Origin of the sequence: Peptacetobacter sp. AB845 (genome assembly GCF_047528295.1) — a bacterium.
Taxonomy (GTDB): domain Bacteria; phylum Bacillota; class Clostridia; order Peptostreptococcales; family Peptostreptococcaceae; genus Peptacetobacter.
Window position 1 is genome coordinate 445,685 of record NZ_CP180001.1, and the last position, 18,772, is coordinate 464,456.

Here is an 18,772-nt window from a genome sequence, read left to right on the forward strand (position 1 = left end):
GTAGATTATGAAATATTTGAAAAAATTTTCAGTATTAACTCTTTGTTTTGCATTATCTTTTAATCTAGTAGCTTGCAAAAGTAAAGATATTAAAAAATCTGATGTCTCTAATTCTGTTGAATCTTGTGATAATATAGATTTTTCTAATGTTGATTACAATAGTTATACTTTTGAAGGCGTAACCTTTAATTATCCTAGTTTTTTAGGAGTTTCTAAGGAAGGTGATGATTATATTGCTTTAGCTACTCAAGATAATTCAGTATCTTTAAAGGTATATAAGGAAAAGCCTGGAACAAATTTTAGAAATCTTTATAATTATGATATGTCGAGTCTAAAAAATATTAATTATGATAGTTATAAGGATATTCGTTTTAGTGTATCTGGAACTAATAATAATTTTGAATATTATAAGTCTAGTATTCTTTTGGGAAGTGATATTTTTAGTTTTATGATGATTTATCCTATAGAATATTTAGATGAGTTTGATAGTATAGTTACAAATGTTTATAAAGCTTTTGTAGCTAATTTGGATAATAATATCCAGAATAATAATGTATCAGAAAATAACTCTAATAATGATACTATTTCTAACAACAGATTGCAAGTTGCTACAATTGAGGCTAGAGAGCCTGGGGAATACGCACCTTACCCTACAAATCTAATTCTTTTAGGTGATTATGTTAAGGGAAAAGATTATGACCTTCAATATTGCAAAATTTTAGGTAAAAATATAATAAACGATAAAACTATTGATGATCCAATTACTTATAATAAGGTCTATCATGAGTGTGGAAGTATTAACTACCCTGATTTTATGCTACCAGGTCTTGTTCCTGGTAATGGTAAAAATATTGACTTTATTTCTCGTGATGAACAATTTTATGTAAATATGGGGTATAGTTTTAATCAAGTTATAGAAGATTTTACCGCTGAATCTTATTTAAACTATTTAAGCTCTTTATCAGAAACAATATACAGTAAAATAAATGGTAAAAAATTATATATAGCTCAAAGAAGCTCTGAAAATCCAGATAAAATTTATCTATCTTGTTACCTAGTAGATGAGCTTGTTATATTTAATTTTAGCTTATCATTTACATCTAGTTATTATCACTCTCATAAGGATAGAATAGATTCTATTTTTGAAGAAATGGATAAAACTTTTGCTCCAGTTGACCAAAGCTATTTTGTTTCTTAAAATATAAAATTTAAACCACCATTATCCACTATTATAATTTAGTAGATTATGGTGGTTTTTTATTTATCTTTATATCTATTTTTTAATTATTACTTTTCTAAAAAACTCATAATAGTATTATCTCAATCTCTTAAAGAAACTTCCTAACATACCCGCACACTCTTCTTCTAACACCCCATACTTGTATTCAACCTTAGAATCTTCAAAATACTCCTTCTTAAAGTCAGACTGTTTCTCTATCTTGGCATTCTTTACCCTCTTAGCTCCTATGACAACTTCTCTGATTCTCGAATTTACAATAGCTCCACAACACATTATACATGGCTCCATAGTTACATACATCTTGCAGCCAAACAATCTCCATCCTTTTAACTTCTTAGCAGCATTCTTTATCGCAAGTATTTCAGAGTGTGCAGTTGCATCTTTTAAATGCTCAGTTAAATTATGTCCTCTTCCTATTATCTCTCCATCTTTTACAATTATCGCACCAATTGGAGTTTCTTCTTTATCATAGGCCTTCTTAGCTTCTCTAAGTGCCTCCATCATAAAATACTCGTCATCCCTCATTCCTGTAACCATTCTTACATACTGGCGATCATACTCGCAGAAATCCTCTGTATTTATAAGGAATTTATCACCTACTGCATATTCTTTCATTCCCTTCTGATTAGACACAGCTACAACTTCAGCTTCAACGGTTTCAGTTATTCCAAACACACATTTTTTATACTCTTCTTCATTCATTCTTACAACTTTTGCAACTTCTTTGTTAGGATTAAATTCTGTATCTTTATCTACCTTATATCTATATACCTCACAAATTTCATTATCTATAAAATCTCCGTCCACTATATTTTCAAAAATCTCATTGATAAACGAAATATTTTCTTCTTTAGCCACTATCCCAGCTTCTTCTGAGATTTCTCTTTTAAGTGCTTCAAATACATCCTCTCCAGAATCTATATGCCCACCGACCATCACACCGTATAACCCTGGGTAACTTTTATACATCGCTCTTTGTTGGAAATAGCAGTATTTTCCATCTTCTGTATCTTCTTCAAACCAACAGTGAACTACCTTATGTATATGTCCCTTTTCGTGAATTTCTCCTCTTGTAGCAGTTCCAATCTTTTCAAAATCTTTGTTGTATATGTCTAAAATCTCTTTGTTTATTATCTCATCTTCTCTATTTTTAACTATTTCTACTTCTTTATCCTTTGCTCGATTGCTCATATCAAAAGATATTATTTTAGATTTATTCAATTCTATCCACAGCCTTTCTTGTTTATATTTTTAAAAACACAGAAATTTTATCCACTTATCCACTATTTTTACTTGGATATTTAATTTTTTCTATTATTTTAGTACTTTTTAACTACATATTCATACACTTTTAACTAATCATATAATCTAGCTTAGTTTAAATTTAATGTTATTTCAATACCTATTGTGGATTAATTTATATTTAAAAAGAGATGCTATAATTTATATAACATCTCTTTAATTCCTATTTATTAATATTTTCTAAAAAATTATAATTAAAAATGTACATCATATTAATTAATTTAATGCAATAAACATAGTAAATTATTTAAAATTAACAATATCTATTTTACGTTTTCATACTTTATTTTATTAAATTTCTAAATTCATTTAGTGTAAAATATTTCCTCAATACTTTTTACTAAATTTATAGCATTACAAAACACACATATAAAATTTTTTATATATGAATTTATAGGTATATAATCAATTACTTCTATTAAAAAAATTCTTCTCATTTTTTATTCTGATGCTAATTATATCCTCTAAACTATCTCCTCCGGCTTAACAATATTTAAAAATTGAATCAATCTAGGATTTGTTGGGTTTGATAAAATTTGTTCTGGTGTTCCTATTTCAGAAATAGTTCCTTGATCCATGAACACAACCTTATTTGCTACATTTCTAGCAAATTCAATTTCATGTGTAACTATAATCATAGTTGTTCCATCATTCGCCAAATTTTTCATTACTGAAAGAACTTCTCCAACCAACTCCGGATCCAATGCTGATGTTGGTTCATCGAACAGCACAACACTTGGTTCTACAGCAAGCGCACGTGCTATAGCAACACGTTGTTGTTGTCCTCCTGAAAGTTCAGATGGATAATAATCTTTTCTTTCTTCCATACCAACTTTCTTTAAAAGTTGAATAGCTTTTTTTCTTGATTCTTCTTTACTTTTCTTATGAACAGTCACTAATGCTTCCATTACATTATCCAATGCTGTCATATTTCTAAATAAATTATAATTTTGAAATACCATTGATAAATGGCTACGTAAACTCATAACTTGTTTTTTTGTATATTGAGCTGCATCTATTGTAACATTATCTACTGTAATTTTACCTTTTGAAGGTGTTACAAGATAATTAATACATCGAAGAAGAGTTGATTTTCCAGTTCCTGAAGGTCCAATAATAGCAACAACATCTCCTCGCTCAACATCCAAATTGATATCTTTTAATACTTCTGTCGAATCAAATTTTTTATATAGATGTTCAATATGTATCATTGTTTATTCCTTTCATTTAATATTTGCTCATTTTATATTCTAATTTTTTCTGTAAAAATCCAAGTATAATAGACATAATATAATAAATAATTGCTATATCAAAATATATTTCAAAATAATTAAACTGTCTACTTCCCTCATAAATTCCCATTGCCATCATTTCAGAAACACCAATTGTAAAAGCAATGGATGTTCCTTTAATTAAATCAATCAGAGAATTAAATAGAGAAGGTAATGCTACTCTCATAGATTGTGGTAAAACAATACGACGCATGTATTGTAATTTTGTCATACACAAGGATAATGCTGCTTCTATCTGCCCTCTATCAACCGATTCAAATGCCGCTCGTATAGTTTCACTCATATATGCTGCACTATTTAAACTTAAAGTAACAATTGCTGCAACTGTACCAGGTAATTGGGTTAACATAGGGTACATTGTAAAAACACCAAAGTAAATAAGAAATAACTGTACAATTAATGGAGTTCCTCTAAAGAAAGATACATAAAACTTAGCAATTTGAGACAACACCTTAATATTAAAATATCGTATTGCTGCTATAATTAATCCAAGTACAAACGCTATAACTAATGAAACAATTGCTAAAAACAATGTCATTTGTGTCGCTTTCAATAATAAAGGCATCGTTTCAATCATAAATTCAATATCCAAATTTTCAAACATAGACATAGTTGTTCACACCCTTTTCATATAAAAAACGGAGGACTGTTGCTAGCCACTCCGTTTTATTTCTTTTATATAATATTTACTTATTATCAGGATTAACAGTAACATCATCACCGAACCATTTAACTGCTAGTTCAGCAAGACTTCCATCTTCCTTCATTTCCTTAATTGTCTTGTTAGCCATTTCAAGTAATTCTTTATTTTTTCCTTTTAGAATTGGGAAAATATCTGTTTCTGTAATTCCATTATATCCTGTTACTTTTAAGCCAGTTACATCTCCTTTTTTAATAAGATATAATCCCTGAGGACGAGAAACACCTGTTGCATCTAATCTTCCAACTTCAATATCTTTATAAGCTGCAGTTACATTTGAATATACAACCTGCTCAATTTTTCCTTCTGGATCAGCAGCATTATACATATCAATATCTACTCCACCAGCAATTACACCAACTTTTTTCCCATAAAGATCTTCTATTGTATTGACATCTTCTGAATCTTCTTTTACAAACCATGCTCCTGGACTATACATATATGGTTCAGTAAAATCATACTTTTCTGCACGCTCTTCTGTAGCACTTACTTGACATAAAATTGTATCTATTTTACCTGTATCAAGCATAGTAAAAAGACCTGCTACATCAGATGAAATTGTATATTTTAATTCAAGATTATTTCTCTTTGCAATTTCTTTCCAAATATCTACTTCATAACCAACTAATTCATCATTTTCCATATAGTTAAATGGTACATGTGAACCATAGGCACCAATTTGAACTACTTGTTTTTCCTTATTATTTTCCGCTGCACTTTCGTCTTTCTTAGAAGTGTCCTCTCCACCACATGCTGTTAATCCAACTGTAAGCATTGCAATTAATCCCATGCTAATAATTTTTTTAAAAAAATTTGTTTTCATTTTATTTCTCCTCTCTCTCAATTAAGTATTAAACATTTTAATTGTAGTTTATATTACAAAAAATAGCCAATTGTTATTATCTATAAAATTAATTTTTTTTATAGATAAACTCTATTAATATAAATAACAAACAATCTAGTGAATATTTTTAATTTCTCTCAACTCAATTCTTATTCAAACTTTTTATAGTTTTAATTTATTGTAATTTTCTTAAAAATAAAAAAAGAACCACCAATTTCTCGGCAGTTCTTTATATACTACATTTTAAATTTTATTATTTTATAACATCTACACCCATGTATGGTCTTAATACTTCTGGAACTACTACTGAACCATCAGCCTGCTGATAGTTTTCAAGTATAGCTGCTAAACATCTACCTACTGCAAGTCCTGATCCATTTAATGTATGAACGAATTCTGCTTTAGACTTTTTATCTCTTTTGAATTTTATGTTAGCACGTCTAGCCTGGAAGTCTTCGAAGTTTGAGCAAGAAGATATTTCAACGTATCTTCCGTAGCTTGGCATCCATACTTCTAAGTCAAATTTGAATGCTGCAGTAAATCCTAAGTCACCTGTACATATTTTAACTCTTCTGTATGGTAATCCTAATAACTGAAGCATTTCTTCTGCATCCATAGTTAATTTTTCTAATTCATCATAAGAGTTTTCTGGTAATACAAATTTAACTAATTCAACTTTGTTGAACTGATGCTGTCTTACTAGACCTCTTGTATCTCTACCTGCAGACCCTGCTTCTGATCTGAAACATGGAGTGTATGCACAGTATTTTATTGGTAACTGATCTGCAGTTAATATTTCATTTCTGTGTATGTTTGTTACTGGTACTTCTGCTGTTGGTACTAAGAAGTATTCTAATCCTTCTAGTTTGAACATGTCTTCTTCAAATTTTGGAAGCTGTCCAGTTCCTGAGAAGCTATCTCTATTAGCCATGAAAGGTGGTAATACTTCTGTATATCCATGATCAGCTGTATGAGTGTTTAGGAAGAAGTTTATTAAAGATCTTTCTAATCTAGCTCCTAAACCTTTGTATAATGTGAATCTTGATCCTGTTATTTTACCAGCTCTTTCGAAATCTAATATTCCTAAATCAGTTCCTATATCCCAGTGAGCTTTCTGTTCAAAGTCAAATTTTCTAGGTTCTCCCCATTTTTTAACTTCTACGTTGTCTTCATCAGTTTCTCCCTGTGGTACATCTGGATGAGGAACGTTTGGTATTCTCATTAATGTGTAGTTTAATTTATCTTCTACTTCTTTAACCTGTACGTCTATTCCTTTTATTTTATCAGATAATTCTTTTAATCTAGCTTTATCTTCTGTAACGTCTTTTCCTTCTTTTATTAGCTGAGGTATTTTTTTAGATTCTACATTTAATTCCTGTTTTAATACTTCAACTTCTTTTAATAAATCTCTTCTCTGGTCATCAAGTGCTACAACTCCATCAAGGTCGAATTCTTTTTCTCCTCTTATCTGCATAGCCTGTTTGATTTCATCTAAATTTTCTCTTATTCTTTTGATATCTAGCATTTTTCTGCTCCTCCCCAAATAAAAATTTCTGAAAATCATATAAAATTTTCAATTATATTGTATTGAATTTACAGATTTGGTTTTTCAGGGGCGTTTTTTTGTATAAAAAAAGATTTTCACCCCTTACAAAAGGGACGAAAATCTGTTATCCGCGTTGCCACCCTAATTGAATGCACCAAAAAGCACATTCCTCTCAAAATCCTGTAACGTAGGAATACGTCTAACTTATTTCAGATTAGAAGCTCCAGAGTAGATTCAAAAACCACTGATATGAGTTCACACCGACCACTCACTCTCTGAAAACAGAACTGTTTTTTACTTAGCTCCTTCATTGCCTTTTCACTATTATGTATCCAATTATATTATAATAATCTCTATTTTTCAAGAGAAAATGAGAATTTTTAGTCTATTTTTATTTTCTTACAAATTTTTTGATATTATTTTTTATATTTTTATTACATCTATTTTCGCAATCAAAAAATTTTTTTAATTGGTTTTTATTACATTTATTTTCCTTTTATTACTACATTAACCTGCGGAAGAACAATATGGTTTTCATCGAATTTTTTCTTTATTTCCTCCATTAGGTCGTAATAAGCATCCCAATAATCTTCTGTCTTAACCCAAGGCTTACTGACAAATTCCATCGAATTATTTCCCATAGAGTTTATACCTATTAATGGTTTAGGATCTGATAATACTCTTGAATCTTTTTCAAATATTTCTTCTACAATACCTTTTAATACTCCTATATTCGTATTGTAATCAACTGTAAATGAGAAATCTATTCTTCTTATATTCTGATTAGTATAGTTAATAATATTATTACTTGTTATCTGGAAGTTTGGAATTATTATTGTCTTATTATCCACTGTTTTTAGTATAGTACTAAATATCTGAATATCATGTACAGTACCTTCTACATTAGTATCCGATGTCTGAATATAATCACCTATTTTAAATGGTTGGAAAAATAGTATTAAAAATCCAGATGCTAGATTAGATAGTACCTCTTTAAATGCAAGCCCTATACTGAACCCTGCAGCCCCTACAACAGTTACAACAGATGTTGTCTTTATTCCTATCATCTCTAAACTGTTTAATGTAGATACAACTATTATAGATATATACACTCCATAAACTATAAAGTTAGTGAATCCTTTTCCACTAGTGTATTTTTTTAATACCTTAGAAACTGTTCTTCTACATATTTTTGCAATAATTAATCCTATAAGGAAGAATATTATAGCATATATAAGCGAAGGTATTTTTTCTATACCAGTGTCTAAAAATGCCTGTAACGTGTTTGTCATCGTCTAATTTTCTCCTCTAATTTTTAAATTTTCTATCTATTCTTTACATAAAAAAAAGATTACGTGGCTACGTCCTACTCTCCCAGGGGCCTTCGCCCCAAGTACCATCAGCGATAGAGAGCTTAACTTCTGTGTTCGGAATGGGAACAGGTGTATCCTCTCTTCTATAATAACCACATAATCTTTATTTTCAGAGATTGTACTCTGAAAACTACATACATATTAATCAAATTACCAAATATTTACTTGGTCAAGTCCTCGACCTATTAGTATCGGTAAGCTGCATACATTACTGCACTTCCACCTCCGACCTATCAACCACGTAGTCTTCATGGGGTCTTACTTCCGAGGAATGGGAAATCTTATCTTGAGGCTGGCTTCGCGCTTAGATGCTTTCAGCGCTTATCCGTTCCGTACATAGCTACCCAGCCATGCCTCTGGCGAGACAACTGGTACACCAGCGGTACGTCCACCCCGGTCCTCTCGTACTAAGGGCAGATCCTCTCAAATTTCCTACGCCTGCGACGGATAGGGACCGAACTGTCTCACGACGTTCTGAACCCAGCTCGCGTACCACTTTAATGGGCGAACAGCCCAACCCTTGGGACCTACTACAGCCCCAGGATGTGATGAGCCGACATCGAGGTGCCAAACCTCCCCGTCGATGTGGACTCTTGGGGGAGATAAGCCTGTTATCCCCAGGGTAGCTTTTATCCGTTGAGCGATGGCCCTTCCACTCAGAACCACCGGATCACTAAGTCCGACTTTCGTCCTTGCTCGACCTGTATGTCTTGCAATCAAGCTCTCTTATGCCTTTACACTCTGTGCACGATTTCCGACCGTGCTGAGAGAACCTTTGAGCGCCTCCGTTACCTTTTGGGAGGCGACCGCCCCAGTCAAACTGCCCGCCTGACAGTGTCCCAAGACCTGATTCAAGGCCTCTGGTTAGAGTCCCAGTACTACAGGGGTGGTATCCCAACGGTGGCTCATCCAAAACTGGCGTCCTGGAATCAAAGCCTCCCACCTATGCTGTACATGTAGTACCAAGACCCAATGCCAAGCTACAGTAAAGCTCCATGGGGTCTTTCCGTCCTGTCGCAGGTATCCGGCATCTTCACCGGAATTACAATTTCACCGAGTCTGTTGTTGAGACAGTGCCCAAATCGTTACGCCTTTCGTGCGGGTCGGAACTTACCCGACAAGGAATTTCGCTACCTTAGGACCGTTATAGTTACGGCCGCCGTTTACTGGGGCTTAAGTTCACTGCTTCGATTGCTCTAACAGATCCCCTTAACCTTCCAGCACCGGGCAGGCGTCAGCTCCTATACATCGTCTTGCGACTTAGCAGAAACCTATGTTTTTGGTAAACAGTCGCTTGGGCCTATTCTCTGCGGCCATCTTTCGATGGCACCCCTTATCCCTAAGTTACGGGGTCATTTTGCCGAGTTCCTTAACAACAGTTCTCTCGCTGGCCTTAGGATACTCTCCTCACCCACCTGTGTCGGTTTGCGGTACGGGCGCCTTTAAACTCGATAGAGACTTTTCTCGACAGTGTGAATGCAGATGCTTCGCTACTAAATTTCGCTCCCCGTCACACCCCAGCATTGTATCCGTGGATTTGCCTCCGGATACTGCCTCAGTGCTTGGACGTGCATAACCAACAGCACGCTCATCCTGTCCTACTGTGTCATCCCATTTCTCAAACGCTTATTGGCGGTACAGGAATTTCAACCTGTTGTCCATCACCTACGCCTTTCGGCCTCGGCTTAGGTCCCGACTAACCCAGGGAGGACGAACCTTCCCCTGGAAACCTTGGGTTTACGGCCTGTGGGATTCTCACCCACATCTCGCTACTCATGCCAACATTCTCACTTCTTTACAGTCCACATGTCCTTACGGTCATGCTTCTGCCCAGTAAAGAAAGCTCCCCTACCCATCATAAATGATGCCGTGGCTTCGGTAGTAGGTTTTAGCCCCGGAAATCTTCGGCGCAGGATCACTCGACCAGTGAGCTATTACGCACTCTTTGAATGAGTGGCTGCTTCTAAGCCAACATCCTGGTTGTCTGTGCAATCCCACATCCTTTACCACTTAACCTACATTTGGGGACCTTAGCCGACGGTCTGGGCTGTTGCCCTCTCGACCGTGAATCTTATCACCCACGGTCTGACTCCCAGATAAAAGATGACGGCATTCGGAGTTTGATAGTCTTCGGTAGGTGCAATACCCCCTAGGACATTCAGTGCTCTACCTCCGTATCTCTGAATCTGAGGCTAGCCCTAAAGCTATTTCGGGGAGAACCAGCTATCTCCGGGTTCGATTGGAATTTCACCGCTATCCACAAGTCATCCCCGAGCTTTTCAACGCTCGTGGGTTCGGTCCTCCACGAAATTTTACTTTCGCTTCAACCTGCTCATGGATAGGTCACCCGGTTTCGGGTCTACGTCATGCAACTAAACGCTCAGTTAAAACTCGCTTTCGCTGCGGCTGCATACATGAAGTACTTAACCTTGCTGCATAACGTAACTCGTTGGCCCGTTCTACAAAAAGTACGCGGTCACACAAGAAATGTGCTTCCACAGTTTGTAAGTACAGGGTTTCAGGTTCTATTTCACTCCCCTCCCGGGGTTCTTTTCACCTTTCCCTCACGGTACTATGCGCTATCGGTCACCGGGTAGTATTTAGCCTTGGAGGGTGGTCCCTCCTGCTTCCCACGGGGTTTCACGTGTCCCGTGGTACTCTGGATCATATCGGAAGTCTTCTCACTTCGACTACAGGGCTGTTACCTTCTGTGGCGGAGCTTTCCAAAACTCTTCGTCTGTAATAACCTCTTCCTGATGATATGTCCGCAACCCCTAAGAAGCGAACTTCTTAGGTTTGGGCTGTTCCGCGTTCGCTCGCCGCTACTAGCGGAATCGAATTTCTTTCTCTTCCTTCGGGTACTTAGATGTTTCAGTTCCCCGAGTTCCCCTCAACGAGCTATGTATTCACTCGAAGATACCATGACATTACTCATGGTGAGTTTCCTCATTCGGAAATCTATGGATCAAAGTTTACGTGCAACTCCCCATAGCTTATCGCAGCTTATCACGTCCTTCATCGGCTCCCGGTGCCAAGGCATCCGCCCTGCACCCTTAATAACTTGACCAGTTACATTTGACATTTTTTAATAAGGTTGTCGTCCTTATTTATCACATTAAGGAAATAAATGATGTCATATCATAATATATATGTAGTTTTCAAAGTACAAATGGTGGAGATGAGGAGATTCGAACTCCTGACCCCTTGCTTGCAAGGCAAGTGCTCTCCCAACTGAGCTACACCCCCATATTAAGTTTGTATAAACTTTCAAAACTGAACAGCAGATAATTCTCCCTAGAAAGGAGGTGATCCAGCCGCACCTTCCGATACGGCTACCTTGTTACGACTTCACCCCAGTTATTGATTCCACCTTCGACGACTTCTCCCAAAAGGTTAGATAGTCGGCTTCGGGTGTCTCCAACTCCCATGGTGTGACGGGCGGTGTGTACAAGACCCGGGAACGCATTCACCGCAGCATTCTGATCTGCGATTACTAGTAACTCCAGCTTCATGTAGGCGAGTTTCAGCCTACAATCCGAACTGAGAATGGCTTTAAGGGATTTGCTCCACCTCACGGCTTGGCTGCCCTCTGTACCACCCATTGTAGCACGTGTGTAGCCCTAGGCATAAGGGGCATGATGATTTGACGTCATCCCCACCTTCCTCCAGGTTATCCCTGGCAGTCTCTCTAGAGTGCCCAACTAAATGATGGCAACTAAAGACAAGGGTTGCGCTCGTTGCGGGACTTAACCCAACATCTCACGACACGAGCTGACGACAACCATGCACCACCTGTCACTTCTGTCCCCGGAGGGAAAGAGGAGATTAGTCCTCGGTCAGAAGGATGTCAAGCCTAGGTAAGGTTCTTCGCGTTGCTTCGAATTAAACCACATGCTCCGCTACTTGTGCGGGTCCCCGTCAATTCCTTTGAGTTTCACACTTGCGTGCGTACTCCCCAGGCGGAGTACTTAATGCGTTAGCTGCGGCACCGAAGGGGGTAACCTCCGACACCTAGTACTCATCGTTTACAGCGTGGACTACCAGGGTATCTAATCCTGTTTGCTCCCCACGCTTTCGTGCCTCAGCGTCAGTTACAGTCCAGAAAGCCGCCTTCGCTACTGGTGTTCCTCCCAATATCTACGCATTTCACCGCTACACTGGGAATTCCGCTTTCCTCTCCTGCACTCAAGTCAGACAGTATCAGGAGCTTACTACGGTTGAGCCGTAGCCTTTAACTCCTGACTTGAAAGACCGCCTACGCACCCTTTACGCCCAGTAAATCCGGATAACGCTAGCCCCCTACGTATTACCGCGGCTGCTGGCACGTAGTTAGCCGGGGCTTCCTCCTCAAGTACCGTCATTATCTTCCTTGAGGACAGAGCTTTACGACCCGAAGGCCTTCATCGCTCACGCGGCGTTGCTGCATCAGGCTTGCGCCCATTGTGCAATATTCCCCACTGCTGCCTCCCGTAGGAGTTTGGACCGTGTCTCAGTTCCAATGTGGCCGATCACCCTCTCAGGTCGGCTACTGATCGTTGCCTTGGTGGGCCGTTACCCCGCCAACAAGCTAATCAGACGCGGGTCCATCCTGTACCGAAAAATCTTTGATATAAAAGTCATGCGACTCTTATATATTATCCCGTATTAGCATACCTTTCGGTATGTTATCCGTGTGTACAGGGCAGGTTACCCACGCGTTACTCACCCGTCCGCCGCTCTTCTCCAAAGAGAATCGCTCGACTTGCATGTGTTAGGCACGCCGCCAGCGTTCATCCTGAGCCAGGATCAAACTCTCAAAAATAAATTTTCGAAGAAAATTTATGTCGCCGATGATATTTCTCATTTTCATTCGAAATATCCATCGCTCAAATAAAATTTCTACAATGTTGAATCCGCTCAGATGTTATCTCAAAATATCTGGCATGGTTTGTATGGCGTTCGAATTATTTATTCGAACTAAATATATCTGCTGTTCAGTTTTCAAAGTTCATTTAAAGTGGTGGACCATCAGGGACTCGAACCCCAGACCTACCGGTTATGAGCCGGGCGCTCTAACCAACTGAGCTAATGGTCCACTATATATTAAATATGGTGCCGAAGACCGGAATCGAACCGGTACGGGAGGATAAGTCCCGCAGGATTTTAAGTCCTGTGCGTCTGCCAGTTCCGCCACTTCGGCACATATACGTGGCTACGTCCTACTCTCCCAGGGGCCTTCGCCCTAAGTACCATCAGCGATAGAGAGCTTAACTTCTGTGTTCGGAATGGGAACAGGTGTATCCTCTCTTCTATAATAACCACATATTCTTTATTTATTTTTGCGACTTATCGCCGTCGCAAGTATTATATTATCATCTTCTTTATTAATCGTCAATACTTTTTTAAAAGTTTTTTTAAAAATTTTTAAAGTTAATTTTTACAATTATTTGAAGTGATGAAATATATTCTATAATATAAGAAGGCCAATGTAAAGTATTAATTTCACATTGACCTATATTTTATATTAATTACATATTAACTAGTTTTAATTTATTTGTAATCTTTTTCAAATTCATTAACAGCATCCATTAATGTAGTTGCTACATATGCTGAAGCAGGTCCTCCACCAAATGCTATAGCTACACCAGCTGCTTCTAATATTTCTTCTTTTGTACAACCAGCTTTAAATGCATTATTTACATGTCCTACTATACAGTATTCACATCTACTGAAAGCTGCTATACCTACTGCTATAAGTTCTTTAGTTTTTAAATCTACAGCTCCATCTGATAAAACTGCTCCTGCAAACTGCCCAAATCCCTGTGCTATTTCTGGTTTATTAGCTGCAAAATCTGCCATACCTTTTGATGTTGCTTCTGCCATTGCTCTTACATCTTTCATAGTTAGAACCCCCTAAAAAATTATAATCTCTAACTATGAAATTACCACTTGAAAACCTTATCTTCAATACTTTAGCATAAGTATAGTTTAAAATTATAACCATCGATTTATATATAGATAAAAACTTATATTTTTTACCTATTATTACTTTAAAATTAAAAATAAAATAAAAAGTGCTATCCATTAACTGAATAGCACTCAAAAGCTCTTATATTTTTTCATATTCTTTTTTTAACTTTTCTACTACCTTTTTTTCTAATCTCGATACTGTCATCTGCGAAATATTAAGTTCTGTTGCTATAACAGACTGAGTTTTATTATGGAAGAATCTATCTTCTAAAATTTTAACTTCTAGCTCATTTAAAGTCTGCATAAATCTATCAAGAAAATCCTTTTGTTCTATGCTGCCAAAGTTCTTTTCCTCAACTCCTACTCTATCTGAAAGAGTAAGATCGTCCTCAGAATCATCTCCACCCGAAGCATCAAGTGATACAGGCTGATAACTATATGAAGCTTCCATAGCTTCAAGAACATCTTCTTCTCTACATCCTATATATTCAGCTATATCCTTAACTGATGGATGTCTTTTTTTCTCTTGCTCAATTGCTATTTTAGCATTACTTATTTTTTTGCTAAGTTCTTGAATTCTTCTAGGAACTCTCATCGTCCATACTTTATCTCTAAAATACTTTTTAATCTCTCCTATTATAGTAGGAGTAGCAAAACTAGAAAATTCAAACCCTTTACTAATATCATATCTATCAATTGCATAAATAAGAGCAAGTGAAGCTACTTGGTATATATCTTCATAATCTACACCCTTATTTATATATTTTTTAGCAAGTATTCTAGCTAGATAAAGATGTCTTTCTATTAGAATATTTCTTATATCAATATCCTTGTTATCGCTGTACAGTCTGAAAAGCTCTTTTGTATCCATGTCCAGGTAGTTTGCAGCTCCTGCTACACTTTTCATTAAATATCAGCTCCTAAATATTTAGTCATTCTAATAACTGTACCTTCATTTTCTATTGATTCTATACTTACTTCGTCCATTAATGTCTTTATTATAAACAGACCTAAACCACTTTCCTTAGGCATATCTAAATCAGGCTCCTTTATAGCCTCAACATCACAACCTCTTCCGTTGTCTTTTATCTCTATACAAATTCCAGATTCAAACATTTTAAATGTTATAAAAAATTTATCATCATCACTATGCTTTATAGCATTAGTACATGCTTCAGAAACAGCAACTTTCATATCTTCTATATCATCTATTGAAAAACCAATTTTATTAGCTATTCCTGAAGTAGTAAGTCTTATAATACTCACATATTCTGGATTTGAACTTATCTCCATTTTTATAGTTTCATAAGTCAATTTTTATCCCTCCACATTAAAAATTTTATCAAGTCCCGTAATTTCTAATATCTTTCTTACGTTACTTTTAGGATTACTAAGGTATATACCCTTACCATTGACTTTCAATCTTTTTAGCACGCCTACCATTACTCCTAATCCAGTTGAATCTATATACTCAAGTCTATCTAAGTCTATCTTTATATCCTGAGAATTTTCGTCAACAAGATCATTAAGAGATTTTTTAAATACTTCTGCACTAGAAACATCAAGTTCTCCAATAAGAGCAACATTCCACATATTCTCTTCTAAATTAAAAGCTGACTCTATTTTTATCGACATATCACACCTCCAAATTTAAACTATATCCCTAAAAATACTTCCTTTTTCTATTTATCTTTTTTCTTCTTATTTTTTCTTTTTTTCTTTACAAAACTAAATATATTTATGTAACTTCCTATACTAGTAACAGTTTCAACTATACTATCTACATTTTCTGTTATAGATGCTGCACTCTTTACAATAGTATTTAAATCTTTTTCATTTTCATCTACTATCTTTGTAACCCTACTCACAAGTCCGTTTGCATTATCTATTGTTTTAGATGCACTGTTTAAAGTTTTTGCTAAATAAACAGCAATTATTATTGCAGAAACACCTAATAAAACTCCACATACCTGCCATCCAATTGCGCTCATATTTTAAAGCTCCTCTTCTTCTTTGTCTGGGTCTAGGATAATATCTTCATCAATATCATCTTCCACTTCTTTAAATGTTCTGCTTATCACTATATTTTCATCATCCAAATCAACATCTTCGTATCCATCTTCATCTACTTCAAATAAAGTTTCTGAAAAAGTATCTAATTTATTTTTCATAGACTCAAAAGTACTTTTAAATGTTTCTTCTGGATTTTCTTTTATATCGTCAAATTTTTCTTTAGCGTCCCTTCTAAGTTCAGATCCTTTTTTAGGTGCTAAAAATAGTCCTGCTACAAAACCTACTATTGCACCAAATATCATCAATCCACCTTTTTTGCCGCTCATTGAAAATCAGCTCCTCTCTTTTTTCGTATACGATTATTATAACATATAAAACTATAACTTAATTATAAAAACTATTGCTACTCCTAACAAAAAATAATTATATTTTATTCATTCAAAAGTGATTTTATATTCCAAAATAATTCGATGCTTTTTAATAAAAAAATACTGCCACAGAACACCTTTAAAAGGTGTTCTTGTGACAGTACCTTTACTGACACCTAACGGTCGTCAGTTTTTTTGTATTCAAATTTAGCTCCACAATTAGGACAAATTAATTCTGGCATATTTTTTTCATTTAGCGAAGCTATCGCTCCTGATGAAAAGAATGCATCTTGTCTTAATTCTTCTACTATAAATTCTGGTACTCCTTTTTCAAATCCACAAGACTTACATTCATAATTATATAACTTTTGTCCTTTACTCATTTCTTCTAATTCTTTTAACATACTATTTCTCCTAATAATTTTAATTACACTAATTATACACTATTATTTATATTTGAGTATAGCAAAGCTAGCCTATTTATTAATAGACTTTTAAAATAATTCTATTTGTGTTGTTGTATTCAAAGAAATTTCTTTTTCTATAATTTCTTCGTAGATTATTCTTTTATAATTTGATTTATCTAGTGCATTATATATTAATCCATATTTATAATGCCATATTTCCCATAGAATCATGTCTTTTCCACAATTTTTACAAATATAAGGATTTACTCCAAATGATTCTATCAATCTATCTTTAAAATTTTTCTTTACTGTATTCTTCTTTTTTATCAGCTTAGATATATTTCTGTGTCTCATAAAGTTATATAACTTCAATATTTCTATGCTTAATTTATTTTTTATTCTTGAATATAGACCGTATCTTCTTGCAACTCTAAAACCCTTCGGGTGAATATGTTGGGTTATTTTACCTATAAATTCTAATACATTTACAGTTATTTCTCTTTTTTCCTTAGGTTTTTTGTTTTCATACCAGTAAGTTACATTTTTTCCATCGTAATTAATTATTCTATATTCAGCGATAGCTGGTCTAGCCAAATATCTACCTATATATTGAGTTGCCTGTTTTATATTAGTTAAACGTCTTTCTGCATTTACATAGAATTCTTTCTTATATAGCTTATTTATCAAATTTTTAGTTTTTCTATCGCTAAAATTGTTTTTTATTATATCTAGTACCAACTTTCGCCATACCTTTTTCATATATGTATATGGTATGAAATCTAATTTTTTGAACCACTTATTATTTCTATCTATTCCACCTTCGGTGTATAAGGCGTGTATATGAGGATTCCATTTTAAATCTCCACCAAAGGTGTGTACTACAGCAATTACCCCTAATTCATAATTTCCCTTTGTTTTATTTTTATGAAAACTATCTAATACCTCATATGTAGCATCTTGTAAATCTTTTAAAAGCTCTCGCTTTCTGTAGAAATAAACTCTCAACTCCTCCGGAATTGTGAAAACTGCATGTCTATGAGAAACATCAAGCATATTTTCTACCTGTTTTTCTGCCCATTCCATAGAATATTTTCTTCCACACTTTGTACAAAACTTACTTTTACAAGTGAACCCTTGGATATACTCTTCTCCACAGTCTATACATTTGTGTTTTATATATCCGTTCTCTATATTTCCACAATTTAAAGCCTTTATTACAGTATTTTCTATCTGATCTCTCATTTCTCTTCTAACTTTATTCCAATATTTTAGTTTGAATTCTTCAAAGTGATTTTTTAATATTTTCTTAATGATTTTTTCATCTTTTTGTTTCTTCAATACATTCATATTACTATTGTACATAAGTTTTCCACAATTTTAAATTATTATAATTTCCTTAGGAATAAAAAAGGAGACTCCCTTCTAAAGGAATCTCCTTATATAACTCTATAAAATTTTTTAAATTTACTTTAGCAATATCTATCTCTAGATGCGTTAAAGTCTTTTTCAATCCAGTCAATTTCCAAAATCTCTATTTTCTTTTCTTCTGCAATTTTTCTTATGCTCTCAATATCTTTCTCTTCAATCATAAGAGAAATTCCGCAACATTTACTAAGCTTTCTAGGTGTTGGAGCTATGACCGCTTTTATCTTTGCATTATTTAGTTCTTTTTTTAATCTCATACCATTTTCATGGTTGTTAAAAAGCACATAATACTGTTTCATTTACATCATTTCCT

Annotated in this window: 16 protein-coding genes, 3 tRNA genes, 4 rRNA genes and 1 other annotated feature; of the genes, 1 reads left to right on the top strand and 22 read right to left on the bottom strand. The window is 34.9% G+C overall.

Features of this window, described 5'->3' with window-relative positions:
• Nucleotides 1–7 precede the first annotated feature (7 nt).
• A complete protein-coding gene (locus ACK2WO_RS02255; RefSeq protein WP_414698237.1) occupies nt 8–1,198 on the top strand; it encodes a hypothetical protein in 1,191 nt (396 codons plus the stop codon).
• A 117-nt stretch (nt 1,199–1,315) separates the two neighbouring features.
• Here ACK2WO_RS02255 and ACK2WO_RS02260 read toward each other — a convergent pair whose 3' ends face one another.
• From ACK2WO_RS02260 to ACK2WO_RS02365, 22 genes are all read right to left on the bottom strand, one after another.
• Nucleotides 1,316–2,461, bottom strand: coding sequence for a deaminase (locus ACK2WO_RS02260; protein ID WP_414698238.1), 1,146 nt, complete (start codon nt 2,459–2,461; stop codon nt 1,316–1,318).
• A 545-nt stretch (nt 2,462–3,006) separates the two neighbouring features.
• Nucleotides 3,007–3,753 carry an amino acid ABC transporter ATP-binding protein gene (locus ACK2WO_RS02265; RefSeq protein ID WP_414698239.1) on the bottom strand — a complete coding sequence of 249 codons (747 nt, stop codon included), beginning with the start codon at nt 3,751–3,753 and terminating at the stop codon, nt 3,007–3,009.
• A gap of 16 nt (nt 3,754–3,769) precedes the next feature.
• Nucleotides 3,770–4,444, bottom strand: coding sequence for an amino acid ABC transporter permease (locus ACK2WO_RS02270; RefSeq protein ID WP_414698240.1), 675 nt, complete (start codon nt 4,442–4,444; stop codon nt 3,770–3,772).
• Between the two features lie 76 nt (nt 4,445–4,520).
• Entirely contained in the window at nt 4,521–5,357 is an 837-nt protein-coding gene (locus ACK2WO_RS02275) for a transporter substrate-binding domain-containing protein (protein WP_414698241.1), read from the bottom strand.
• Nucleotides 5,358–5,631: 274 nt separating this feature from the next.
• A complete protein-coding gene (serS, locus tag ACK2WO_RS02280) occupies nt 5,632–6,903 on the bottom strand; it encodes a serine--tRNA ligase (protein WP_414698242.1) in 1,272 nt (423 codons plus the stop codon).
• A 127-nt stretch (nt 6,904–7,030) separates the two neighbouring features.
• Nucleotides 7,031–7,244 (bottom strand) — a binding site (T-box leader).
• Nucleotides 7,245–7,409: 165 nt separating this feature from the next.
• Complete coding sequence (locus tag ACK2WO_RS02285; RefSeq protein WP_414698243.1) at nt 7,410–8,216, bottom strand: mechanosensitive ion channel family protein; 807 nt, start codon at nt 8,214–8,216, stop codon at nt 7,410–7,412.
• A gap of 61 nt (nt 8,217–8,277) precedes the next feature.
• A 5S ribosomal RNA gene (rrf, locus tag ACK2WO_RS02290) occupies nt 8,278–8,394 on the bottom strand.
• 68 nt (nt 8,395–8,462) lie between these two features.
• Nucleotides 8,463–11,364: ribosomal RNA gene (locus ACK2WO_RS02295) — 23S ribosomal RNA — on the bottom strand.
• Nucleotides 11,365–11,467: 103 nt separating this feature from the next.
• Nucleotides 11,468–11,543, bottom strand: a tRNA-Ala gene (locus tag ACK2WO_RS02300).
• A gap of 52 nt (nt 11,544–11,595) precedes the next feature.
• Nucleotides 11,596–13,098 (bottom strand): 16S ribosomal RNA (locus ACK2WO_RS02305).
• 196 nt (nt 13,099–13,294) lie between these two features.
• Nucleotides 13,295–13,371 (bottom strand) — tRNA-Ile (locus ACK2WO_RS02310).
• A 15-nt stretch (nt 13,372–13,386) separates the two neighbouring features.
• Nucleotides 13,387–13,476: transfer RNA gene (locus tag ACK2WO_RS02315), tRNA-Leu, on the bottom strand.
• 6 nt (nt 13,477–13,482) lie between these two features.
• A 5S ribosomal RNA gene (rrf, locus tag ACK2WO_RS02320) occupies nt 13,483–13,599 on the bottom strand.
• Together the 16S, 23S and 5S rRNA genes with 3 tRNA genes alongside form the textbook arrangement of a ribosomal RNA operon.
• 227 nt (nt 13,600–13,826) lie before the next feature.
• The gene (locus tag ACK2WO_RS02325; protein WP_040410701.1) at nt 13,827–14,177 is read right to left on the bottom strand and encodes a carboxymuconolactone decarboxylase family protein; all 351 of its coding nucleotides are present in this window, start codon (nt 14,175–14,177) and stop codon (nt 13,827–13,829) included.
• A gap of 208 nt (nt 14,178–14,385) precedes the next feature.
• A complete protein-coding gene (locus ACK2WO_RS02330; protein WP_178412379.1) occupies nt 14,386–15,153 on the bottom strand; it encodes a SigB/SigF/SigG family RNA polymerase sigma factor in 768 nt (255 codons plus the stop codon).
• The gene (locus tag ACK2WO_RS02335) at nt 15,153–15,539 is read right to left on the bottom strand and encodes an ATP-binding protein (protein ID WP_300528165.1); all 387 of its coding nucleotides are present in this window, start codon (nt 15,537–15,539) and stop codon (nt 15,153–15,155) included. The genes ACK2WO_RS02330 and ACK2WO_RS02335 overlap by 1 nt, the downstream gene beginning before the upstream one ends.
• A gap of 24 nt (nt 15,540–15,563) precedes the next feature.
• Nucleotides 15,564–15,881, bottom strand: a complete 318-nt coding sequence (locus tag ACK2WO_RS02340) for an anti-sigma factor antagonist (protein WP_178412378.1) — start codon at nt 15,879–15,881, stop codon at nt 15,564–15,566.
• Nucleotides 15,882–15,928: 47 nt separating this feature from the next.
• Nucleotides 15,929–16,237, bottom strand: a complete 309-nt coding sequence (locus ACK2WO_RS02345) for a DUF948 domain-containing protein (protein ID WP_178412377.1) — start codon at nt 16,235–16,237, stop codon at nt 15,929–15,931.
• A 3-nt stretch (nt 16,238–16,240) separates the two neighbouring features.
• Nucleotides 16,241–16,585, bottom strand: a complete 345-nt coding sequence (locus ACK2WO_RS02350) for a YtxH domain-containing protein (RefSeq protein ID WP_178412376.1) — start codon at nt 16,583–16,585, stop codon at nt 16,241–16,243.
• A gap of 218 nt (nt 16,586–16,803) precedes the next feature.
• Nucleotides 16,804–17,031, bottom strand: coding sequence for a hypothetical protein (locus tag ACK2WO_RS02355; protein WP_414697468.1), 228 nt, complete (start codon nt 17,029–17,031; stop codon nt 16,804–16,806).
• A 90-nt stretch (nt 17,032–17,121) separates the two neighbouring features.
• Complete coding sequence (locus tag ACK2WO_RS02360; protein ID WP_414697469.1) at nt 17,122–18,396, bottom strand: transposase; 1,275 nt, start codon at nt 18,394–18,396, stop codon at nt 17,122–17,124.
• 107 nt (nt 18,397–18,503) lie between these two features.
• The gene (locus ACK2WO_RS02365) at nt 18,504–18,758 is read right to left on the bottom strand and encodes a DUF3343 domain-containing protein (RefSeq protein WP_414698244.1); all 255 of its coding nucleotides are present in this window, start codon (nt 18,756–18,758) and stop codon (nt 18,504–18,506) included.
• Between the last annotated feature and the right edge of the window lie 14 nt (nt 18,759–18,772).